This is a genomic window from Lacrimispora sp. 38-1 (assembly GCF_049890855.1).
Taxonomy (GTDB): domain Bacteria; phylum Bacillota; class Clostridia; order Lachnospirales; family Lachnospiraceae; genus Lacrimispora.
On the sequence record NZ_JBANEW010000043.1, the window covers coordinates 263,998 to 286,766 of the forward strand.

The following is a 22,769-nucleotide window of genomic DNA, read 5'->3' on the forward strand; positions in this document are numbered from 1 at the left end:
GGAGAGGTGTTATTATGAGAAAAACATTAAAAAGGCTTGCGGCTCTGGGTATAACGGCTGCCATGGTATTTTCAATGACTGGCTGTAGTTCGGGGAATAAGGAAACTGAAACAGCAGGAAGTTCAAAAGAAGCTTCAGCAGAAAGCACAGGAGATACAAATGCAGCAGGCGGAGAGCCGGTTACGCTTAAGATTACCTGGTGGGGTGGCCAGGGGCGGCATGATTATACACAAAAACTTTTGGATCTTTATACGAAGTCTCACCCAAATGTGAAATTTGAGGCGATTCCCTCTGGATGGGATGGATATTTTGACAAGCTGGCCACCCAGGCGGCATCTGGTTCCATGCCAGATTTGGTCCAGATGGATTATCTTTATATAACTACATATTCAAAGAACAATTCACTGGCAGATTTACAGCCGTTCATTGACGATGGAACTATTAATATTTCAAAAGTAGATGAAAAGCTTCTTAATACTGGTAAAATCGATGGAAAAATGACAGGATTTGTGCTTGCCAGTTCCTACCTTTCCATGGGATATAATCCAGATGTGCTGGCAGCGGCCGGAGTAGCTGAGCCAGACAGCACTTGGACCTGGGAGGATTTTATTACCATGTCAAAAACGATTAAAGAAAAGACTGGAAAATACGGATTGTCCAATGGACCAGTGGATGATACAAATTTCTTTAACTACTGGGTTAGACAACGGGGAGAAAGTCTGTTTAGTGAAGACAAAAAATCAATAGGGTATGCGGATGATAAGATCTTCTCTGATTATATTCAGATGTGGGCTGATCAAATGAAAGAAGGCATTATTCCAAATCCTGATGAGTATGCAGCAATCCAGGCTTTGGGGCAGGAAGCAGGTCCTGTAGTGACAGGCGATGGAGCCATGTTGACTGAATGGAACAATTATGCATCAAAGGTAAGCAGCGTTAATGACAAAATCAAGATGGTTACTCCTCCGTTACTGGCAGACTCTCAGGTCAAGGGGCTTTGGCTGAAGCCGGGGATGTTTTTCTCTGTAGCGGAAACCTCCAAGGTAAAGAAGGAAGCGGCAGAATTTATTGATTGGTTTGTAAATTCTGAAGAAGCAAATGATCTTATTATGGCTGAAAGAGGAACTCCGGTATCTTCTGATATCCGGGAACACATGATTCGTTCCGGTAAGCTTACGGTACAGCAGAAAGCGATGTTTGAAGAATTGGAAAAAGCACTGGCGCTTTGCGGAGAGACGCCCGATCCGGACCCAGTTGGAATGTCAGAAGTTAATGAGGCATTTAAGAATTCGGCATACAGCGCATTTTATGGGCAGATTACTCCAGAAGAAGCAGCTGCAAAATTTAGAAAAGATGCGGATGCAATCTTATCTAGAGGTAACTGATGAAGCTAAAACAGAGAGGATCACGCCACGCGTGCCTCTCTGATGTTAAATAAGGAGATATTATGAGGCAAAAAAAGAAAAAAGCTGCTTACAGCCTTTCGGATAATCTGGTTGCTTATCTGCTGTTAGGACCATGGATTTTGGGATTTATTGGAATGTGGCTGATTCCTGCAGTTATTTCACTTTACTATTCATTTACAGATTTTAACCTGCTGAATACCCCGAAAATTATTGGATTTACTAATTATACACGGGCATTTACTCAAGATGATACGTTTGTACAGGCTTTAAAGGTCACGTTTAGTTATGTTCTTGTTCTGGTTCCTTTGCGCTTGGCCTTTGCTCTTTTTGTCGCCATGCTGCTGAATAAAAAACATAAATTCCTTGGACTTTACCGTACCCTTTACTATGTTCCGTCTATTATAGGCGGAAGCATTGCGGTATCCGTTGTCTGGAAACAGATTTTCGGAAATAAAGGGGTGGTAATGACATTATTATCTGTTTTTGGCATTGAACAGGGGATGTCTTTCCTTGGAAATCCAAAGACTGCCTTAAGTGTCATTATCTTAATGGGGGTGTGGCAGTTTGGTTCCTCCATGCTCATCTTTTTATCTGCCTTAAAGCAGATACCTCATGCGCTTTATGAGTCTGCAATGGTGGATGGAGCAAAACCGCATTATATTTTTTTAAGAATTACATTGCCAATGCTTACCCCTACTATTTTCTTTAACCTGATTTTACAGATCATAAATGGTTTCCGGGTGTTTACGGAAAGTTATGTTATTACGGATGGAGGTCCTCTGGATAGTACCTTGTCGTATGTTCTTTATTTGTACCGCAGGGCGTTCACATTTTTTGATATGGGATACAGTTGTGCGTTGGCCTGGATCCTTGTGACAATTATAGCAGTCTTTACAGTGATCCTTTTCAGAACACAAAAGAATTGGGTATACTACGAATCAGAGGGGGAATAAACTATGGGAATGCATACAAAGAAAAAAATAAATTCTATTAAGTTTCATGTTGGAGCATGCCTGCTTGGTTTTTTTATGATTTATCCACTGTTTTGGTTGTTAGCCAGTTCTTTTAAAAGTAATGATACAATGTTTTTAGATACTTATTCCCTTATTCCCAAAGTATGGAATGCGGTGACCAACTACCGCAGTGGATTTGCCGGTGTGGGTGGTGTAGAGTTTGTTACATTTTTCATAAACTCTTTGTTCGTAACGGTAATAGGAACTGCTGGCTGCGTGTTGACTTCTCTTTTGGCTGCCTACGCTTTGGCGAGAATAAAATTTAAATTTTCTGGATTCTGGTTTGGTTGTGTAATGCTCACCATGATGATTCCTCCTCAGGTAATGGTGGTACCCCAGTATATTATTTTAAAAAAGCTTAATCTGATTGATACCTGGATGGCACTTGTTCTGCCTTGGCTTTTTGGAGGTGCATTTTTTATCTTCCTTATGGTACAGTTTTTCAGGGGAATACCAAGAGAACTTGATGAAGCAGCAGAAATTGATGGGTGCGGGAGGATTGGAATTTTGTTCCGTATTCTGGTGCCTGTGGTGAAGCCGGCTATTATAAACGCTTCTATCTTTGCATTTTACTGGATCTGGCAGGATTTCTTCCAGCCACTGATATTTATGAACAGCGCACGCAAATTTACCATACCTTTGGCATTGAATATGTATCTGGATCCTAATTCGTATAATAATTATGGCGGCTTGTTTGCAATGTCAGTGATATCATTACTGCCGGTTATTATTTTTTTCATTATTTTTCAGAGATACCTGGTAGATGGAATCGCTACGGATGGGATCAAAGGATAATCAACAAAGGAGAGCAGAATAGATTGGAGCAAAAGTAGTTAAATAATTTATGGAGCAACAGCTCTGTGAAATTTAGAACCATAAAAGTGTAATTGTTATAGCATATCATTAGTGCTTAAACGTTTACACTTATTTTTTTATACAAAGGGAATAGTTGGTTTGACGTAGTATTTATTTTTTGTATTAAATATGGGTCTTCACCATACAGATATTAATTGAATTAATGATTATATTTTACAGCCGAGTTATATGAAATTGGCATTCCGATTTATATCATGGAGAAATGCAATAGATCATGAAACGATGGTTTATTCTTTGATTGCTGCTTTTGGATTAACAATCATCTATTTGGTGTCATATCCGTTGAAACACCTGAGCATGTAAACAAATGTTTCAAGGTCTGAATCTTCCCATTTTGAAATGCGCTTATAAAACTCTTCTTCTTTCTCCTTAATAGCCTTTAACGCTTTTTCACGGCCTGGTTCCGTTAAAGATAACAATACTCCGCGGCGGTCTTCCGGATGAGTCTCACTTTTAACATAGCCTAATAAAGGATGCTGTACCTGAATCAAAAATAGACTTTTATTTCGGTAATCTGTCACTTATGGAGGACATAAGAAGAATTGGGAATCAGATTAAAACTGCATATCCCCAAATTGATATATTGGTGAATAATGCAGGACTGCACGGCTTCGAACAGCGAATAACCAAAGAGGGATTTTCTGAAATGATTGCAGTGAACTATCTGGCGCCATGGTTGTTAACACATACACTATTAGATTCATTGACAGCTTCAAAAAACGCATGAATAGTAACTGTCGCTTCCGAAGCATCACGCAATCATGGTGGACTTAAATTGCCGGTGGGCTCCTACATTTCTCGGATGCGAAATCATAGAAGATAAATAGTGGAACATTTGCAGTCTACGTGATAAAGAAATCCAAATGCTAATTTCCAGGTAATGAAGCTTGAATTATTACTGGAAGAATGATACAGTGGAAATGGTAAAACAACAAAAAGTAAAAAGTGTTGGAGATGATGAGATGGCAGGTATCAAGGATGTAGCAAAATTAGCAGGAGTTGGTGTGGGCACCGTATCACGTGCCCTTAACAAAACAGGATATGTATCTGAAGAAACAAAGAAAAAAATAAACCGGGCTATGGATGAGCTTCATTACACGCCTAATGAGCTGGCCAGAAACCTCTATCATAAAAAGACTGGGATTATCGCAGTACTTGTGCCAGATATAGCTTATCCGTTTTTTTCCGATCTTGTACGGGCAATCGAAAGTGACCTGTATGAATACGGTTTTAAGACAATGGTATGCAGTACCTTTATGACGCAGAATTATGAAAGGGAATACATAGACATGTTGGACCGATATATGGTTGACGGTATCATCACAGGCGTCCATTCCCTCGATATAGAAGATTACTTAAAGACGGACAAACCTGTCGTTTCCTTTGACCGCTATTTAGGAAAGAATATACCTGTTGTCGGGGTAAATCACTGGAAGGGCGGAACCATGGCGGCAGAGCGTCTCATAGAAGCCGGTTGTACCCATGTGGTACAGTTTCAGGGGTCGAAGGCAGTGAATTCACCGTCACATGACAGGCATACGGCCTTTGCCCGGCGCATGGAGGAGGCAAAAATTCCCGTCGTTACTTATGAACTGGAATGGAATCGGTTTGATGCAAATTATTTTAAACAGGTGGCGGAAGAAGTATTTCTTGGAAATCCGGAAATAGACGGGGCTTTTGGGGCCGATTTGATGGCAATTTCTTACCTGAAGACAGCGCTTACCCATGGAAAGAGGATCCCGGAGGACTTAAAGATTGTTGCTTATGATGGAACATTGCTTACCACTAATATTTATCCGGAAGTTACATCCATTGTTCAGCCTATCGAGACCCTGTCAAAAAAGTGTACGGAATTGATTGTGAAGAAGATCGAAGGGGGAGATGGAGAAAAAGAAGGCCTGAAGGATATCAGAATAATGGTAGATGTTTTACTGCGAGAGGGTGGGACCACTTGAAAGCAGCACACTACATTGAATGAAATTGTGCATAATATACAAAAACATATCATATGGAACGCATTCCATGAATGAATTTTGTATATTTTTTTTGCGCCGTATTCTATTGACAAATTGAATACTATGATTTAAACTAACAACAAGAGGATAGAATTTGACAAAAATGAATCGTCCTCACGAAAAAGTAGTAGTAATGTAAGATTTATGCAGCATATGGTGGGTAAAAACGAGGTATAAAACACGGGATTTATCTATAAAAGATAAATCCTTAAAAAAGTAATCGTATGGAACGCGTTCCATACGGAGAAAACGAAAGGAGAAGTATTATGAGATTAAAGGGGTTAGCAGTCGGACTGGTGGCAGTGGTAACCGCATCCTGCTTAGCAGCTTGCAGTGGTGGAAGCTCAGTAACAAAGGCGGGGGATACAACGGCCGCGTCTGACTCAAAAGAGGCAGCTGGAACGGAAGGCTCTAAAGGAACGGAAAGCTCTGAAGAAACGGAAGACTCCAAAACAGGAGGAGAAACGACGATTAAATTCGGAATTCATGTGGCGGATCCGGAGCATCAGGAGTCGGTCACATACAAAATTGTGCAGGCATTTAATGAAAGATACCAGGGACAGTACAAGGTAGAGTTCGAGGCAGCTGAAAAATCAGCCCATGATACCAACCTGAAACTGAAGGCAGCGGACGGATCTCTTCCGGAAATTTTCTGGATGGACTCCGCAGCCGGACCGGAATATTCGGAAGCTGGTTATCTGCTTGATTTATCAGGATTCCTGTCCAAATACCCGGAGGTTGACAAAGCCTTAGATGTCAGCGTAAAGGAAGCATTTAAGGATAAAATTCAGTATGGCTTACCATATCAGTGTAATGTGGAAGGCTTTTTCTACAATAAGGAAGCTTTTGAAAAGGCGGGAGTAAAGGAACCGGTCAATGGAACTACTTATGAGGAAATGCTTGAGATGATTCCAAAATTTCAGGCAGCCGGCATTACTCCTGTGGCTCAGGGAAGTACCGATACGTATGCAGTCTGGGGTTTTTTGGCAGCCATGGACCGCTACGGATATTCCGATTATATCCACGATATCCTGGATGGAAAAGAGATGTTTTCTAACGATAACATGATAAAGTGTTTTGAAAAACTGGAGGAGCTTGGTAAAAAAGGAGCCTTCCCATCGAATATGTCCACATTAAGCTATTTTGACGCAAAGACAAATTTTGAGGCAGGTACGGCGGCTATGCTCAATACGGGCGCATGGGACTGTGCGGAACTCGACGAGAAGATGGGAGATAAGGTAGGTTTCTGGTGGGGACCTGTTTTCTCAGACAGCAGCTTTGAACAGAAGAGAGCTATGAAGGTTCCATCCGCCCCGATTTGTGTGAGCGCAAAAGTGGCGGATGATGAAAAAATCGAAGCGGCCGTATATGCATTCCTGGAATTCTATTATAGCGAGGACGCGGCAAAGATATCCTATGAAGGCTCTGCGTTCCCTGCAACGAACTATACGGGAATCGAAGCGGCTGACGGCCAGTATGCGTTAAAGGCCGTTATGAATGCACTCCAGGATAACTGGGAAAGCCCGGCGGCACAGCCAGATCAGATCCTTTCTTCTGCCGTACAGACTCAGCTCTACGATTCTATGCTTGGCGTCATGCTTGGTAACTATACGCCAACGGAGGCTCTTGATAAGCTGGATGGACAACTGTCCTACGAATAACGGCATTCCGGTATCTGATGCCGCGGACTTCTCTTTAAAGGAAAGGGGAACCATACATGCACTGGTTAAGTAAAAAAAGGTATGTGGCGGGGCTTATGCTCCCCACAATCCTTGTTTATATATTGTATATCATTGCTCCCATCATTATTGCAATGGGCTACAGCTTTACAAAATACTCCGGGATAGGCGGGGCGAAATTTATCGGCTTATCTAATTATAGAAGGCTCTTTGCGGACGATACCTTTTGGCTTTCCCTTAAAAATACTGTAATAATACTGGCTGTTGATTTTTTGGTTCTTTTGATTCTGGCGTTTCTGGTAGCGTTGCTGTTAAATAATAATCTAAAATTTAACGGACTGTCAAAGGCGCTGATTTTCTCACCGGCGATTATAGCGCCTATCATCGTGGGAATTATCTGGGTCTATATCCTGGATCCGGAGGTGGGAATTTTAAATAACTTACTGGAAGCCATTGGGCTGGGAACCCTGAAACAGAAATGGATCGGCGGAGCGCATTTAACGCCGTTTTCCGTTGCAGTCATCTATTTCTGGCAGCAGTTAGGGTATATCGTAACCATTTATATTGCCGGGTTAAAGATGGTACCCGGGGAAGTTTTGGAGGCTGCCAGGATTGATGGGGCTTCAGCGGTACAAAAGGTCCTGTACGTTATCATTCCCATGATGAGATCGACCATATCTTCCGTTGCAATTCTGGTCATTACCGGAGTCTTCAAGATATTTGAAATCGTACAGCAGACAACTAACGGAGGTCCCAACCATCTGTCTGAGACATTGGTAACCTACAGCTATGCGACCACGTTTAAAAATGCGGAATACGGCTATGGTATGTCCCTGGCAACTGTGACATTTATTTTCTGCCTGCTGGTTGTGGCCGTCTATCAGCTTGCAGTGAGGGAAAGAAAGGAGTGAAGAAAGAGTGGTAAGTAAAAAGAAAATGGCAGTCATGTATATTCTGATGGCTGTTATTACCGTGATAGTTGTATTTCCTTTCGCCTGGATGTTTTTACTCTCCATGAAAACAAACTCGGAGATCATGTTGACCCCCCTTTCCATGCCGGCTTCCTTCAATCTGATGAACTTTGTGAATGCGCTGCAGATTCTAAATTATGGAGAATTGTATTCCAACACCTTTTTTATCTGTATCGTTTCTATCTTGATAGAACTTACTATTACGTTTCTCAGTGCGTTTGTGCTGGCGCGCATGGAGTTCAACAGTAGGATAAAGACAATGCTTTACAGTTTTCTGATTATGGGGCTTGCAATTTCCCCTTTCATACTGTTGTTTCCAGTATATAAAATAAACCTGCTCTTAGGGTTAAGGGGGAAAGCCGGGCTTATCATGCCGTATGTGGCGACCTCCATTTCATTTAACACCCTTTTATTTGTGGGATATTTGAAGGCTCTTCCGAAGGAAATCGACGAAGCAGCCATTGTGGATGGGACGAACCTCTGGCAGCTCATTGGAGAGATCATCATTCCCATGGCGAAACCGGTCATCGCCACCGTGGTTATTTTCAACGTACTTTATATCTGGAATGAATATCCCTTTGCGTCAGTTATGCTGCGGGATGTAAAGGATTATACCCTGTCTATGGGAGTGTTCTTTTTCAAAGGAAAGTATTCCGTGGATTACGGCGGGATAATCGCATCCAGTATTATGATTATCATACCAGAGCTGATTTTCTATGGCCTGTTTCAAAAAAGTATTGTAGATGGTATGACGGCTGGTGCCGTGAAAGGATAAGGAGGAAAAAATATGAATCATTTATCAGGAATGTTTAAAGACTTAACAAAGGTAAAACAAGCAAGGAGCGCAAGGCTTTCCAGTTGGGACCACAGTGGACGTAATCAGGATTATTGGGAAATTCCAGCAGGAGAGAGCATCACTTTGGGGGAGATTGAAGGCCCGGCCTGTATCACCCATATCTGGATGACTTCATCCTGCCGAAAGGTAAAGGAGCCAGGACTTCTGGATCCTGAGATGCAGGCGAAAGCTGCCCCTGTTATGGAAATCCATCCGGCCCTGGGGGTTATATGGGATGCGTATGATCCCTTTTATTACAGAAAAGCGCTGATTAAAATTACCTGGGACGATCAGGATACGCCCAGTGTGCTTGCACCTTTGGGAGACTTCTTCTGTATCGGTAACAGTTATCCGGGAAATTTTACCTCCCTGCCATTTAATGTCTCCCTGAAGCCGGAAGAAGCTGGAAAATATGGCGCACCCTGTTCCGTTTCCTGTTACTTCCCCATGCCATTTAATAAGAAGGCGAAGATTGAGATTGTCAATGAAAATGAGCTCCCATTTATTTTATATTTTTATATAGATTATGAGATGTATAAAGAGCCCATGGCTGAGGATACTGCTTATTTCCATGCGTCATGGCACCGGGAAAGTCCATGTGACGGATGGGGACCTGATCTGCAGATCAATTCTCCGGAAGTCAATTCCGTTTCCAACTTAGATGGTGAGGGAAACTATGTGGTGTTGGAAGCAGAGGGGGCGGGCCATTACGTGGGCTGTAATTTAAGCGTGAAGCATTACCAGGGAAGCTGGTGGGGCGAAGGCGACGACATGTTCTTTATTGACGGAGAGGAAATGCCAAGCATCAACGGTACCGGAACCGAAGATTATTTCAACCACGCCTGGGGAATGCAGAGGAACAATGCGCCATTCTTCGGAACCATCCTTCATGAAGGGGACAATACGGAGGGAATCCATACCGCTTACCGTTTCCATATCACTGATCCGGTGCGGTTTGAAAAGAGCATTAAAGTATCCATTGAACACGGGCACGCCAACCACTTATCTGATGATTGGAGCACCACGGCGTACTGGTATCAGACCATGCCCACCCGGAAATCCCTTACCATTCTTCCTGTGGAGAAGAGAATCCCGGTCACGGCCTCCATTCCTGAAATAGAGCAGCCGGTGGTGAAGTTAAATGACGAGATGAAGGCAGCCAGGGAGGCCTATGAAAAACGCTGGGAGGAATACGCTCCGAAACGGGAAGAACAGTTCAGGATAAAAGAATGCAAGTGCAGAAAGGACTCTGCTGAAAATACGGAGTTTGCAAAGAAATTGCGGAACATTTACCGCTGATAGAGAAGGAGCAAAAATGTCTAAGACACTTCACCTTGAGAATATTAAAAAAGTCCAGAAAGAAATAGACTCTAAAAAAGTTCTTATTAAGAATGCCGTCATGCGTCAGAGATATCATTTCATGGCGGAAGAGGGATGGTTAAACGACCCTAACGGCCTGATTTTTTTTCGCGGCAAATACCACTTCTTTTACCAGCATAATCCTTATAATTCTTTTTGGGGTGCCATGCACTGGGGACATGCCGTAAGTGAAGATTTGCTTCACTGGGAATATCTGCCGGTGGCGCTGGCTCCAAGTGAAGCTTATGATGATCATAAAGAGGGTGGCTGCTTTTCAGGCAGCGCCATTGAGCATGATGGCAAACTGTTCCTGATTTATACGGGGACTACAAATTATGGAGATGGATTTGTCCAGACTCAGTGCGTGGCATACAGTGAGGATGGAATTCATTTTGAGAAATACGAAAAGAATCCGGTAATTACTGCTCCTGAAGGCTATGAACCGGCTAATTTCCGCGATCCAAAGGTATGGGAGCATGACGGAATGTTCTATCTCGTGTGCGGTGCCAAGAAGGATAATCTGGCAAAGGCACTGCTGTACCGCTCTAAAAATCTGCTGGACTGGGAGTATGTCAATGTGATGGCAGAAAGCAGGGGTGAGCTTGGCTATATGTTTGAATGCCCTGATTTCTTTCAGATAGGAGATAAATGTGTACTGATGTTCTCTCCCATGGGACTTCACGAACGTACCTGTGTGTACCTGGTGGGAGATATGGACTATAATACCGGAAAATTCTATCATACCACGATGGGAGAAATTGACTGGGGCTTTGATTACTATGCCCCGCAGTCGTTTCTTGATGCAAAAGGACGCCGCCTGATTGTGGGCTGGGCCAACGCTTGGGACTGGATGCCGTTTTGGAAGGACTGGGGTCCCACATATAAGGAAAACTGGTGCGGTTCCTTTGCCATTCCAAGAGAGGTGCGCCTGATGCCGGACAACACGCTGCAGTTCATTCCGGTGGAGGAGCTTAAAAGCCTTCGGACGGATGAAAGAATCCGTTATGGCGTGGAGGTAGAAAGTGAGCCGGTGGATATATCGGCTGGCGACGGAGTGGCTTATGAAAGCCGGCTTGTACTGGATTTGGAGAGGACGACGGCAGAAAAGGTTGTGCTGGAGCTTCGAAGTGATGGTGATTTAAAGAGTGTGGTGTACCTTGATTTGAAGCACGGACAGATGACATTTGACAGGAACCATAGTGACGGCTGGAGTCGTGGACAGACGAAAAGCCCCTTAAAGCTTATGGATAAAAAGTTACTTGATATCCACCTCTTCTCAGATCAGAGTTCCATCGAGGTGTTTGGCAGCCAGTATCAGACAAATCATTCCTGCAATGTATTTGCTTCTGATGCCCAGAACAAAAACACGGTTCAAGCTTTAGGGGGACAGGCGTATTTTTCCAGTATCATTTCCTATGGGCTGGAGCGGGCTATCCGTTGAATGAGGAGGCTTGTATACAAGGAGGGAAGACATGAAAGAGCAGTATGATGTGATAGCGCTTGGCGAGCTGTTGATTGATTTTACGGAAAATGGCCAGAGCGGACAGGGAAACCAGCTCTTTGAAGCAAACCCGGGAGGCGCTCCCTGTAATGTGCTGTCGATGCTGAATAAACTGGGTTACAGAACGGCGTTCATCGGCAAGGTGGGAAAGGATTTCTTTGGGTTAAAATTGAAGGATACGCTGGAACAGCAGGGCATCGATGCCAGAAACTTAATTTTGGATCCGGAGGTGCATACCACCCTGGCTTTGGTGCACACGTTGGAAGATGGAGACCGGGAATTTTCCTTTTACCGCAATCCGGGAGCGGATATGCTGCTGAAACGGGAGGAAATCCAGCCGGATATTTTAAAGAATACGCGGATTTTCCATTTTGGTACGCTGTCCATGACCCACGAACAAGTAAGGGAAGCCACGAAATACGCAGTTGGAATGGCCGCCCGATACGGAGCTATGATATCCTTTGACCCTAATTTGCGGCCGCCCTTATGGAATTCCATGAATGAGGCCAGAGAGCAAGTTAACTATGGCCTGTCAAAATGCCAGATTTTAAAAATTTCAGATGATGAAATTCAGTGGCTGACGGGAGAAGAGGACTACGACCGGGGAGTGGAAAAAATCAGAAGCCAGTACGATATCCCTCTTATTTTAGTATCCATGGGGAAATGCGGAAGCAAAGCCTACTATGAAGATATGATTGTGGAGGCTGCACCGTATCTGATGCCGGATACCATAGAGACGACAGGAGCGGGAGATACCTTTTGTGCGTGCGTTCTGCATTATGTTCTGCTTCACGGTCTGGGTGGTCTGACGAAAACCAATATTGCAGAGATGCTAAACTTCGCTAATGGGGCCGCAGCACTTGTAACGACAAGAAAGGGTGCCTTAAAGGTCATGCCGGAAAGGGCGGAAATTGAGAAGCTGATTACAGAACCTATTATAAGTTAAAACTGTATTGGGCTCCATTTATTAAGCAAGGAAAATGGTGGAAAAGTTAAGACGGTTTTCTATATGCAGAGCCCTGTTATGATAGGATTTGAATATCATAACAGGGCTCTTTCGGTTCTTCAAAATACCATTATTTGCATGGCGTTATTATGTCAGGGTGGTGTTTTTTCTAATTAGTGTTGCAGGCACAACACTTTCATTCGGCATATAGGAGCCTAAAGACTCTATAGCTATCTGGGCCATCAATGAAATATTCTGATCAATGGATGTAATTGGATAGACTGCATAATCAGATACTGGTGAATTATCGTATCCGATAATTTCAATCTCATGAGGTATACTTACCCCTTTCTTTATACACTCCCTCTCCAGAAGGTTAGCAATGTCATCATTTGAACAAAACACTCCTGTTTTTTTTCCTCTATATTTTTCCAATATTCCGTTTAATAAGTTAAGCATGGCTTTCGTTGCCTTTTCCGAATATGGATCAGTCAGATCTTCATCAATATAAATTTCTTTTGGATTGTTCTTAACAGCTAACTCAAATCCGACGATCCTTTTAAATGACGGCCAATCCTCGTGATAGCCATTATTTATATGAATAAATACTTCACAGCCGTCTCGTATAAATTGTTCTCCTGCCAACTTGCCGCCGATAAAGTTATCATTATTAATCTGCCTGAAATTACCTCCGGGACGTTCGATGGAAACTACAGGAATGCCCAATTGTTCTATCTCTTTACCATCGAGTGTATGGCTTAACAAAATGATTCCTTTCACTCTGTATGATTTTAACTTATCAATTAATTGAAGTTCTTCTTCTTTGGAATCATGAGAGGTATATACGATAAAGCTATAATCCTTCTGTTTCCCAAAGTTTATAAGCTGATTCAGTAATTCAGTATAGAAACTGAGATGTAAATGAGGAAAAATTACTCCTACCAGATTGGACTTCCCGGTTACTAATATGCGGGCTACACTGTCCTGACTGTAATTCAGTTCTTTTATGGCAGTCTGAATCTTATTTTTTGTTTTGAGGGATAGTAACTCAGGTTTATTGAAATAGCGGGAAACAGTAGTTAGGGATACGCCGCTTTTATCAGCAATGTCTTTTATTTTTGTTTTGTTCATACATATAACTCCATTATTTATTATTTATATTAATAATAACACAAATTGATAAATTTTCAATAGATAATGAAAATAATTTCAATACAAGGTAAACCGAAAAATGTTTTTAACTCCAAATATAAAGTGATTCACGCTTGTAATATGGTTCATCATGCACAAAAAAACACATAATCATGTGTACTTCATTGGAATTTTTTTTGAAAAAAATAATGAAAACGATTGACATTAATAATTTCAAATAGTAATATGAATACATAAAAATAAAAACGTAAGGAGAGGGGAATTATGTGTGTATCGGGGACCTAAATATTGATAATTTTGATAGGTATTTTGAAAAGTCGGTCTGGGTAACGGTTGAACATGAACATGTCAATGATCCGGGGAAGGATTATTAAAGTGCAGTTTACTGGTATCTAAAACTGCCACACAAACCATTGCCTGAATTACCACCGGTGGAGGCAAGACTGCCTGAGAGATGGCCGGAATATGGACTAGGGAATAGGTAAATAATTTATTGAGGAGGATAAGAATGAAGAAGAAAATTCTTAGTATTATGCTTGTAGCAGCAATGATAGGAACAATGATTGCGGGATGTGGCTCAATAGAAGGCAAAACGGAGCCGGGGGGTGATAAGAACAGCATTACAGTTCTGGTAGAAAGCGGTTCACCTGCAGAGGCACTGGCGAAAAAAACGGCAGCATCCTTTGAAGAAGAGACTGGATGCAAGGTTATTATTGATGCGGTTGCTTATACCGGAATGTATGACAAGTTATCTACAGAGATTAAGGCAAAGCAGGCTTCCCATGATGTGGCGACTATGGATGTGGTATGGTTAACAGCATTTGCAGATGCGATTGAAGCAATCAATGATGCAGACACAAGTGATTTCCTTCCAACTTTACAGGACAGCGGGACGGTTAATGGAAATCTGCTTGGATATCCAATGTGGGTAAACGCAAAGGTGCTGATTTACAGAAAAGACCTTATTCCTGAAGATAAAGTGCCGGCTACCTGGAAAGAATACCAGGCACTGGCGAAGGAACTGACAACAGAAGATATGTATGGGACAACCGTCTTTGGAAGTGGTTCTGATGCTGTCTGCTCTTTCCTTGATTTTGCATGTCAGGCAGGCGCAGATGGTCTTGTTTATGACAAAGACGGAAATGTAAATATAACAGACCAGGCTTATGCAGATGCATTGAACTTTATGGTGGAAAATGCAAATGCTGACTATACACCGGCTGATTCATTATCAACAGCATCAACAGAATCTCAGGAATTATTTACAAATGGAAAAGTTGCAATGCAGCTTAACTGGAGTCATCAGTATCCTGCAGCAGTTGCAGCTTTAGGAGCAGATAAAGTTGGATGCGCACCTATGATCGGAGGAAGCGCCGGTATTGGAGCAACCACAGGCCCATGGTATGAATGTGTAATGAAAAACTCCAAGAATAAAGAAATGGCACTTAAATATACAAAATTTATGTATGATCACAATGCTGACTACATGGATCTGACTCTTAAGATTGCAGGAAGAACTTCCGTATATGAGGAGGCTGGAAAAGTGGAAGGAAATGAGCATACAACAGCTGTTCTTGACACATTGGCAGCTCCCCAGTCACAACCAAGACCAATGGTGAGCACATGGTCACAGGTCGAAGAAGTACTTACAGGTGTTGTTGAATCTGCTTTAGGCGGAGCTGATGTAACATCGACATTGGAATCAGCAAAAACAAAAATTGAATCCATTGGCAAATAGTTAATCAGATTTCTTAGAAACAGATGATGTGATTAAACAGAGGGGGTTCCGAATGGTTATCAATAACAGGAGGAATACCCCTCTATTTTAAAAAAGGTGGTAAACAGAATGAAGTTAATTTCAAGAAAAACATTATTATTGTTCTTTCTGCCTGGTGCAATATTTATGGGTGCCTTTCTGATCTATCCTATTTTTACAATGGTATATGATAGTTTTAATAAAGTTGGTCTTTCAGGAGACAGGACATTTATCGGAGTGTCTAATTATATCAAGGCTTTTACAGCCGGTGGTTTTTTAAAACAGTTAAAGAACACACTTATTTATATTGTAGTGGCAGTTGGTGTTGAAACAACAGCTGGCTTATTATTCGCTCTGTTTTTTGAATTGAATTATAAGGGTAGTAAAATCGTCCGTTCATTGATGATGGCACCTTTAATGATAGCACCGTTGGTTGCAGGTCTTACATGGAAACTGATGATGAGCTCAAGTTTTGGTATTGTTAATGAACTTCTTACCAGAGTAGGAATTCTCTCAAGCAGCAGTGATATTTTATGGCTGGCAGATTCAAGATGGTCACTGCTTGCATGTTGTATTGCAGATATTTGGTTAACAACACCATTTATGATGCTGATGTTACTGGCGGGGCTTCAAGGCTTAGACAGCAGCATGATTGAAGCAGCAAGAATCGATGGAGCAAGCTTGTTACAAGAGATTTGTTATATAAAATTTCCGGTTATTAAACCAGTCTTATTGACTGCATTATCTGTGAGAATTATAGATGCAGCCAGAACATTTGATATAATCTGGGCGATGACAGAGGGCGGTCCGGACAGTTCTTCGGAAACAATCAGTATTATTATTTACAAAACGCTGACAAGATACAACGACACAGGATATGCAAGTGCAATGGCTGTTGTATTTATTGCCGTATTGGTAATCTTTACTTTAGTGTTTATGCAGAGCTTATGGAATCCAAAGAAAAAAGCCTGACTTGGCAACTGGTCTGATAAGGAGGCAAAAAAAGTGAAGAAAAATAAAAAAATCGGAAAAAAGATAGGAATTACTCTTTCGATTGTACTTACGATATGCTGGCTTTTTCCGTACATCTATGTTATTTGCTGTGCATTTAAGCCGGGAGCAGAAGTAATAGCAGTTCCACCTGCTTTTTTCCCTAAAACGTTTTCCGTAGAGAATTTTGTCGGGCTGTTTGAGAGAATGGATACAGTAAGTTACCTGATGAACAGTTTGATTACAGCACTGGGCAGTACGATTATTGCATTGGTGCTTGGTTCTCTGGCGGCATATGCAATTCAGAGATCGGGAGCAAAGTTATCTGTATTTTTGGTGATTCTAGTCCTTTGTTTGAAGATGATTCCGACATCAAGTATTGTTGTTCCGATTTATGAGTTAATCTGTAATATTGGACTATACGACACTAAGATTGCATTAATTATTGTTTATGCGGCTATCAATATGCCGTTTGTAATATGGACGATGCTCAGTTTCTATGAGGGGATACCGACTACATTAGATGAAGCGGCATATGTAGATGGGGCAACAAGCCTTCAGACATTTAGAAAAATAATCTTACCAATATGTAAGCCTGGTCTCGCAACAGCATTTATATTTACTTTGTTCCTGGCTTGGAATGATTTCCTTGTTTCATTGTTGCTTACAAGTACAAGAGCTAAAACATTTACGGTAGGATTGGCAGGATTTTTGTCAGCATACAATTTGGATCTGGGACCAATGTGTGCAGGTGCATTTTTATTTAGCTTCCCAGTAATGATTATCTCACTTGCAGCTCAGAGATTTATTGTGCAAGGCATGACTGCCGGGGCTGTGAAGGGTTAGAATTGATGGAGGAATTTTATGTCTAAAGAATTAATGCAACAGAATATTGAAAAAGCTCAGTGTGAGATAGATAACAAAAAAAATATTGTAAAAAATGGAAAGATGCGTCAGCATTATCATTTTATGGCGCAGACCGGATGGCTGAATGATCCGAATGGATTAATTTATTACAGAGGAAAATATCACTTCTTTTTCCAGCACAATCCATATAATGGATTCTGGGACAGCATGCATTGGGGACATGCGGTCAGCGATGACATGCTGCACTGGGAGTATCTGCCGATAGCACTGGCTCCTAGTGAAACATATGATAATCATCTGCGTGGAGGATGTTTTTCGGGAAGTGCAATCGAACATGATGGTAAGCTGTTTCTGATGTTTACAGGAACAACCAATGAAGGAAAAGGATTTGAGCAGACACAGTGCATTGCATATAGTGAAGATGGGATTCATTTTGAAAAATATGAAGGAAATCCGGTACTGACTGCACCAGAAGGTATTCCGGCTGACCAGTTCCGGGATCCAAAGGTATGGAAGCACGAGGATACTTATTATATGGTATGTGGTGCAAGCCGTGATAATAAAGCACAGGCTTTGCTTTATCGGTCGAAAGATATGTTTCACTGGACATTTTTCAATGTGCTGGCTGAGAGCCGTGGAGAATGGGGCTATATGTGGGAATGTCCGGACTTTTATCCCCTGGGTGATAAATATGTCCTGACGTTTTCGCCGATGGGTGCGGGTGAACATACCGCAGTGTATCTGGTTGGTGATTTCGATTATGAGACAGGTAAGTTTAACTATCATGTAAGTGGTGAGATTGACTGGGGCTTTGATTATTATGCACCGCAGTCCTTCCTTGCGCCGGACGGAAGAAGAATCATCATTGGTTGGGCAAATGAATGGGAATGGATGCCATCATGGAAGGACTGGGGACCAACCTACAAGGAAGGCTGGTGTGGTTCTTTCAATATTCCGAGAGAAGTGCGCATGATGGAAGATGGTACATTGCAGTTTCTTCCGATAGCAGAGGTAGAAACTATGCGTGAAAATTCGAAACAGAAAGATGCGCTTGTTGTGACAGAAAAGGAGACAGAGCTGACAGCCGGAGACGGAGTATGCTTTGAACTGAAGCTGAAGATAGATCTTGAGAAGACAGATGCGGATAAGCTGGAATTAGATCTGCGCTGTGGCGAGGGCAGGAAGACAGTATGCCTGTTTGACTTAAAGAAGGCGGAAATGAGTGTAGACAGAAATGAAGCGGACGGATGGAGCAAGGGTATCTCGAGAAGCGTGATGCATCTTAAAGGAAAAAAGGAACTGGATGTACATATTTTATCTGACCAGAGTTCTCTTGAAATTTTTACAGACCAATATCAGAATAACCATTCCAACAACATATTTGCCGGAGATTCGCAGAATCAGTTGAAGATTCGTGCATATGGAGGCAGTGTGATCATCAGGGATATTGAGACATATGGATTGAAAGAATGATATTGAATTGGCAGGAGGAGAGTCAGATGATACATAAGGAGTATGACGTAACTGCTTTGGGAGAACTTCTGATTGATTTTACAGAGAATGGAATCAGCAGCCAGGGCAATGTATTATTAGAAGCTAATCCGGGCGGTGCACCGTGTAATGTATTGGCGATGCTTGGAAAACTTGGTAAAAAAACAGCGTTTATCGGAAAGGTCGGGCAGGATCAGTTTGGTGATATGCTGAGGAAGACGATAGAATCTGTTGGAATCAATTCAGAGGGATTGTTGACAGATAAAGAGGTTCATACAACGCTTGCGTTCGTGCATACTTATCCGGATGGTGACAGAGCATTTTCTTTTTACCGTAATCCGGGAGCAGATATGATGCTGAGAAAGGAAGAAGTTTCTTCTGACAAGATTCGAGCTTCCAGAATATTTCACTTTGGAACTCTGTCCTTTACCCATGAGGGGGTCAGAGAAGCTTCCGAATATGCCATTCAGTGTGCGAAAGAGGCGGGAACACTGATTTCCTTTGATCCGAATCTGCGGGAACCGTTATGGGAGGACTTAGAGGATGCGAGAAAAGCCATCGAGTATGGTATGGAGTGTTGTGATATCCTGAAAATAGCAGATAATGAACTGACCTTTATGACAGGAGAAACAGATTATGACAAAGGAGCACTTCTCCTTCAGGGCAAATATCAAATTCCGCTTGTATGTGTAACGCTTGGAAAAAATGGCAGCAGAGCGTATTATAAAGGTATGATGGTTACAGCGGAATCATTTTTACAGGAAAATACCATAGAAACAACGGGTGCAGGTGATACATTTACCGGGTGTATGCTCAATACAGTACTAGAGAAGGGGTTAGATCAGCTTACTGAAGAAGATATCAGACAAATGCTTCAGTTTGCCAATGCCGGGGCGTCCCTAATTACGACGAAGAGGGGAGCTTTGAGAGTAATGCCGGAAAAAGAAGAGATAGAATCAGTATCATTAAGTTTAACGATGCAGCAGCGTAAAATTTAGTGTTAATCTTATAGGAGGATTTATTAATGTTCAGTAGAAATTATTATGACATAACAGAGTGGAATTTTGGTAACCCGTATGAGGATATTGGGGAGGTAATCAATAGCATCATTACGGATATTAAAAGCAGACAAACGGACTCTGATATTAATGAAGGAGGAAAACCAGGCGCAGTTATTTATATCCCGGCAGGTGATTATCATCTTGTCACTCAGGTAGTTATAGACATCAGCTATCTGAAAATTGTGGGTTCTGGACATGGCTTTACATCTTCAAGCATCCGTTTTAACACTCCGGAGAGTGAATGGGCAGATTGGCACGAAGTGTGGCCGGGAGGAAGCCGTATACTTGTGGATATTTCCCCTGAGCCTGACGCTGAGGAATATGCAGGAGCAGCGTTTTATGTTAAGCGTAGCGGGGATCCACGAATAAGTTCGGTAGAGTTTGCTGACTTTTGTATTGATGGTTTACATTTTTTGGACGATGGTTCAGGAAAATCAGATCCGGAAAATACTTATACTAACGGGAAAACGGGTATTTATATCGCAAGTGCGGGGGACTCATTCCGGATTACAGGCATGGGGATCGTGTATTTAGAGCATGGAATTACTATTTATAATGCAGATGCGCTGTCTATACATGATAATTTCATAGCTGAATGTGGCAGCTGTATAGAACTGCGGGGGTCGGGACAAGCTTCAAAAATAACCGATAACTTGATAGGAGCCGGTTATAAAGGATATTCAATTTATGCTCAAAACTTTGGCGGACTTTTGATTACGGCAAACAATATTTTTCCGCGAGGTGCAAGCAGTGTCCATTTTGCAGGAGTGGTTCGTTCCACTATTACAAGTAATAGATTTCATTCATTTTATCCGGGAATGCTTGTATTCCAGGAAAACTGCTCGGAGAATTTGGTTTCTTCTAATCATTTTTTACGTGACCATGAACCCTGGCCTCCTATGCAGGCATACAACAATGGTTTAGATGATTTGTATGGACTCCTGTATATTAGCGGTAATAATAATTCTGTAATTGCTAATCACATTTCGGAGACAATAGATACCCAGTATATTACGCCGTCTGGTGCAGCACCTGTAATAATACATGTTGTTTCGGGTAAGGGAAATTATATTTCTGCTAATCATATTGTTGCCACTACCGAAGCATCGGAGGCGCAAGCCGCGGCAACCGGTTCTTGTTTCACTACGCAAGTAGGAGCTTTGCTTACTGCGGATAAATTGGAGGCACTTGCCGTGACAACAGTGCTGGTAGAAAGAGAATCATTTCAAAATACGATTCTTGATTCGGGAAGTGACGTACAGGTCGTTATGGACAAGACTGTAAATGCATTCAGAGCGACTCCAATTCCAGGAATATAGTTGCGATCACTGGGAATGACCAGTTTAAGGCGATAATCTGGCTGTAAGCAGTGGGAGTAAGTTTTTTATTAATCTTAACATTACAAATTTTTAAATTATATGATTTAAGTCAAATTAAAAAGGTACAGGATAAATGAATCTGATGCAGAATGCGATAGATATCCTGTGCCTTCTTGTGCTATTGTTACCTTTGCTCTTATTCTCGGGTTTTCTTTCTCAATAAGTTGATCTTCTCCATTTTCCGCAGGATTATTTAAAGGAGATGGCAATGGTTGCCATTACAGAGGAAAAATGCACAAAAAAGGAAGACTAAAACAGTAAAAAACATACAAAAGTATAATTGCCTGTTGACGTATCACTATTTAGGTGATATTCTGTATTCAAGAATATGAATACGTATTCACGGATTCTACAAGGAGATTCCATATGATTACAATGACAGAAATTGCAAAGCTCACAGGAGTTTCACAGGCAACCGTTTCCAGAGTGTTAAACGGCAATACATCAGTCAATACGGAAGTAAAGAAAAAAGTATTAGATTGTGCAAAAAAACATAACTACCAACCAAATATCATGGCACAGAGCCTTGTAGGAAATCAGACTTTTCTTCTGGGAATGGTAGTGACAGACATCAGTAACCCGTTTTTTGCCGAACTTGTAAAAGCAATTGAATCAGAAGCAGCTGCAAAAGGGTATACTTTAATGTTGTTTAATACAGACTATGATAGAGAAAGAGAAAAGAAATATTTGGATATTTTAAAAAGATACCGTGCTGATGGAGTACTTTTAGTTCCGGTGTCAGATGAAGAATCTTATGTAGAAGAACTGAAACATATTGACATTCCTATGGTCTCCGTAACGTTGGATTTAAAAATTATTGATTCGGTTTATATATCCCATTATGATGCAGGAGCAAAAGTTGCAAATCATTTGTTAGGTATGGGTTTTGATAGTTTTATCTTTGTAGGTAGCGGAGAAGATGAAAAAGAAAAAGGATTTATTTTTGAGTTACGGAAAAGCGGCATTGATATTGAAAAACATCATTTCACAATTTTAGACAAACCGGGTGCGGATTATAAGGAGATTTTGATTAGGCGTCTAAAGGAAGAAGAACAATCAGGTGGAATTGGTATTTTTGCAAATAATGATGTGCGAGCATTAAAAGTGTTGGAGGTTTTAAAGGAGCTTAAGATAGATATTCCGCAAGATGTTGCATTAGTAGGGTTTGATAATACATTTATTTGTAAGATCGCCACACCGGCACTTACCAGTGTAGCACAGCCAATTGAAGAGATAGGAAGATTAGCAGTGGAACGTATTGTTGAATTAATACGAAAAGAAAATCAGGAGCAATGTGTAAGGTATCAATTAGATACCCGTCTCATTACCCGGGCAAGTACGATAAAGACGAAAAAGAAGATATCATAAATACAATAGAAATAAAGGTACTATTATAAAGTACCTTCATTTATAAACAACGTGAATACGTATGCAATAATATACACAATATTCACAACAAGGAAAGGGAGAAG

At 41.6% G+C, this 22,769-nt stretch carries 20 protein-coding genes; 18 read left to right on the top strand and 2 right to left on the bottom strand.

The window, feature by feature from the left end; translation table 11 throughout:
* Positions 1–14: 14 nt before the first annotated feature.
* The 3 genes from V7D18_RS09560 to V7D18_RS09570 all read left to right on the top strand — a co-directional run bounded on the left by V7D18_RS09560 (position 15) and on the right by V7D18_RS09570 (position 3,214).
* The gene (locus V7D18_RS09560) at positions 15–1,385 is read left to right on the top strand and encodes an ABC transporter substrate-binding protein (protein WP_426153750.1); all 1,371 of its coding nucleotides are present in this window, start codon (positions 15–17) and stop codon (positions 1,383–1,385) included.
* 62 nt (positions 1,386–1,447) lie between these two features.
* Positions 1,448–2,359, top strand: a complete 912-nt coding sequence (locus V7D18_RS09565) for a carbohydrate ABC transporter permease (RefSeq protein WP_426153752.1) — start codon at positions 1,448–1,450, stop codon at positions 2,357–2,359.
* Positions 2,360–2,362: 3 nt separating this feature from the next.
* Positions 2,363–3,214 carry a carbohydrate ABC transporter permease gene (locus V7D18_RS09570; RefSeq protein WP_426153755.1) on the top strand — a complete coding sequence of 284 codons (852 nt, stop codon included), beginning with the start codon at positions 2,363–2,365 and terminating at the stop codon, positions 3,212–3,214.
* A 344-nt stretch (positions 3,215–3,558) separates the two neighbouring features.
* On the opposite strand, the gene V7D18_RS09575 is transcribed toward V7D18_RS09570, so the two are convergent.
* Positions 3,559–3,786 carry a MarR family winged helix-turn-helix transcriptional regulator gene (locus V7D18_RS09575; RefSeq protein ID WP_426153757.1) on the bottom strand — a complete coding sequence of 76 codons (228 nt, stop codon included), beginning with the start codon at positions 3,784–3,786 and terminating at the stop codon, positions 3,559–3,561.
* Between the two features lie 32 nt (positions 3,787–3,818).
* Here V7D18_RS09575 and V7D18_RS09580 point away from each other — a divergent pair, with 32 nt between their 5' ends.
* The 8 genes from V7D18_RS09580 (at position 3,819) to V7D18_RS09615 (ending at position 12,601) form a co-directional block, all read left to right on the top strand.
* Positions 3,819–4,022 (top strand): SDR family NAD(P)-dependent oxidoreductase, encoded by a 204-nt coding sequence (locus V7D18_RS09580; RefSeq protein WP_426153760.1) that lies wholly within the window; start codon positions 3,819–3,821, stop codon positions 4,020–4,022.
* Positions 4,023–4,182: 160 nt separating this feature from the next.
* Positions 4,183–5,250, top strand: a complete 1,068-nt coding sequence (locus V7D18_RS09585; RefSeq protein ID WP_426153762.1) for a LacI family DNA-binding transcriptional regulator — start codon at positions 4,183–4,185, stop codon at positions 5,248–5,250.
* A 326-nt stretch (positions 5,251–5,576) separates the two neighbouring features.
* Complete coding sequence (locus V7D18_RS09590; protein ID WP_426153764.1) at positions 5,577–6,971, top strand: ABC transporter substrate-binding protein; 1,395 nt, start codon at positions 5,577–5,579, stop codon at positions 6,969–6,971.
* Between the two features lie 56 nt (positions 6,972–7,027).
* Positions 7,028–7,900: a carbohydrate ABC transporter permease gene (locus V7D18_RS09595; protein WP_426153766.1), complete on the top strand. Its 873-nt coding sequence runs from the start codon at positions 7,028–7,030 to the stop codon at positions 7,898–7,900.
* A 7-nt stretch (positions 7,901–7,907) separates the two neighbouring features.
* The gene (locus tag V7D18_RS09600) at positions 7,908–8,735 is read left to right on the top strand and encodes a carbohydrate ABC transporter permease (RefSeq protein WP_426153768.1); all 828 of its coding nucleotides are present in this window, start codon (positions 7,908–7,910) and stop codon (positions 8,733–8,735) included.
* A 12-nt stretch (positions 8,736–8,747) separates the two neighbouring features.
* Positions 8,748–10,094: a glycoside hydrolase family 172 protein gene (locus tag V7D18_RS09605; protein ID WP_426153770.1), complete on the top strand. Its 1,347-nt coding sequence runs from the start codon at positions 8,748–8,750 to the stop codon at positions 10,092–10,094.
* A 16-nt stretch (positions 10,095–10,110) separates the two neighbouring features.
* Entirely contained in the window at positions 10,111–11,595 is a 1,485-nt protein-coding gene (locus tag V7D18_RS09610) for a glycoside hydrolase family 32 protein (protein ID WP_426153772.1), read from the top strand.
* 31 nt (positions 11,596–11,626) lie between these two features.
* Complete coding sequence (locus V7D18_RS09615; protein WP_426153774.1) at positions 11,627–12,601, top strand: carbohydrate kinase family protein; 975 nt, start codon at positions 11,627–11,629, stop codon at positions 12,599–12,601.
* A gap of 147 nt (positions 12,602–12,748) precedes the next feature.
* Here the strand turns inward: V7D18_RS09615 and V7D18_RS09620 are convergent, their stop codons facing one another.
* The gene (locus V7D18_RS09620; RefSeq protein WP_426153776.1) at positions 12,749–13,732 is read right to left on the bottom strand and encodes a LacI family DNA-binding transcriptional regulator; all 984 of its coding nucleotides are present in this window, start codon (positions 13,730–13,732) and stop codon (positions 12,749–12,751) included.
* 529 nt (positions 13,733–14,261) lie between these two features.
* On the opposite strand from V7D18_RS09620, the gene V7D18_RS09625 reads away from it, so the two are divergent.
* The 7 genes from V7D18_RS09625 (at position 14,262) to V7D18_RS09655 (ending at position 22,665) form a co-directional block, all read left to right on the top strand.
* Positions 14,262–15,491, top strand: coding sequence for an ABC transporter substrate-binding protein (locus V7D18_RS09625; protein WP_426153778.1), 1,230 nt, complete (start codon positions 14,262–14,264; stop codon positions 15,489–15,491).
* 108 nt (positions 15,492–15,599) lie between these two features.
* Complete coding sequence (locus V7D18_RS09630) at positions 15,600–16,481, top strand: carbohydrate ABC transporter permease (protein WP_426153780.1); 882 nt, start codon at positions 15,600–15,602, stop codon at positions 16,479–16,481.
* A gap of 33 nt (positions 16,482–16,514) precedes the next feature.
* On the top strand, positions 16,515–17,345 hold the full coding sequence (locus V7D18_RS09635) for a carbohydrate ABC transporter permease (protein WP_426153782.1): 831 nt from the start codon (positions 16,515–16,517) through the stop codon (positions 17,343–17,345).
* A gap of 18 nt (positions 17,346–17,363) precedes the next feature.
* On the top strand, positions 17,364–18,839 hold the full coding sequence (locus tag V7D18_RS09640; RefSeq protein WP_426153784.1) for a glycoside hydrolase family 32 protein: 1,476 nt from the start codon (positions 17,364–17,366) through the stop codon (positions 18,837–18,839).
* Between the two features lie 26 nt (positions 18,840–18,865).
* The gene (locus V7D18_RS09645; RefSeq protein WP_426153786.1) at positions 18,866–19,855 is read left to right on the top strand and encodes a carbohydrate kinase family protein; all 990 of its coding nucleotides are present in this window, start codon (positions 18,866–18,868) and stop codon (positions 19,853–19,855) included.
* 26 nt (positions 19,856–19,881) lie between these two features.
* Positions 19,882–21,237 carry a NosD domain-containing protein gene (locus tag V7D18_RS09650; protein WP_426153788.1) on the top strand — a complete coding sequence of 452 codons (1,356 nt, stop codon included), beginning with the start codon at positions 19,882–19,884 and terminating at the stop codon, positions 21,235–21,237.
* A gap of 426 nt (positions 21,238–21,663) precedes the next feature.
* Positions 21,664–22,665, top strand: a complete 1,002-nt coding sequence (locus V7D18_RS09655; RefSeq protein ID WP_426153789.1) for a LacI family DNA-binding transcriptional regulator — start codon at positions 21,664–21,666, stop codon at positions 22,663–22,665.
* Positions 22,666–22,769 lie beyond the last annotated feature (104 nt).

Excerpts from the sequence above, each read along its gene's own strand:
- V7D18_RS09610 (WP_426153772.1), top strand. The coding sequence starts at position 10,111 with ATGTCTAAGACACTTCACCTTGAGAATATTAAAAAAGTCCAGAAAGAA.
- V7D18_RS09590 (WP_426153764.1), top strand. The coding sequence starts at position 5,577 with ATGAGATTAAAGGGGTTAGCAGTCGGACTGGTGGCAGTGGTAACCGCA.
- V7D18_RS09595 (WP_426153766.1), top strand. The coding sequence starts at position 7,028 with ATGCACTGGTTAAGTAAAAAAAGGTATGTGGCGGGGCTTATGCTCCCC.
- V7D18_RS09565 (WP_426153752.1), top strand. The coding sequence starts at position 1,448 with ATGAGGCAAAAAAAGAAAAAAGCTGCTTACAGCCTTTCGGATAATCTG.
- V7D18_RS09620 (WP_426153776.1), bottom strand. The coding sequence starts at position 13,732 with ATGAACAAAACAAAAATAAAAGACATTGCTGATAAAAGCGGCGTATCC.
- V7D18_RS09560 (WP_426153750.1), top strand. The coding sequence starts at position 15 with ATGAGAAAAACATTAAAAAGGCTTGCGGCTCTGGGTATAACGGCTGCC.
- V7D18_RS09640 (WP_426153784.1), top strand. The coding sequence starts at position 17,364 with ATGTCTAAAGAATTAATGCAACAGAATATTGAAAAAGCTCAGTGTGAG.
- V7D18_RS09615 (WP_426153774.1), top strand. The coding sequence starts at position 11,627 with ATGAAAGAGCAGTATGATGTGATAGCGCTTGGCGAGCTGTTGATTGAT.
- V7D18_RS09655 (WP_426153789.1), top strand. The coding sequence starts at position 21,664 with ATGATTACAATGACAGAAATTGCAAAGCTCACAGGAGTTTCACAGGCA.
- V7D18_RS09570 (WP_426153755.1), top strand. The coding sequence starts at position 2,363 with ATGGGAATGCATACAAAGAAAAAAATAAATTCTATTAAGTTTCATGTT.
- V7D18_RS09605 (WP_426153770.1), top strand. The coding sequence starts at position 8,748 with ATGAATCATTTATCAGGAATGTTTAAAGACTTAACAAAGGTAAAACAA.
- V7D18_RS09580 (WP_426153760.1), top strand. The coding sequence starts at position 3,819 with ATGGAGGACATAAGAAGAATTGGGAATCAGATTAAAACTGCATATCCC.
- V7D18_RS09625 (WP_426153778.1), top strand. The coding sequence starts at position 14,262 with ATGAAGAAGAAAATTCTTAGTATTATGCTTGTAGCAGCAATGATAGGA.
- V7D18_RS09630 (WP_426153780.1), top strand. The coding sequence starts at position 15,600 with ATGAAGTTAATTTCAAGAAAAACATTATTATTGTTCTTTCTGCCTGGT.
- V7D18_RS09650 (WP_426153788.1), top strand. The coding sequence starts at position 19,882 with ATGTTCAGTAGAAATTATTATGACATAACAGAGTGGAATTTTGGTAAC.
- V7D18_RS09645 (WP_426153786.1), top strand. The coding sequence starts at position 18,866 with ATGATACATAAGGAGTATGACGTAACTGCTTTGGGAGAACTTCTGATT.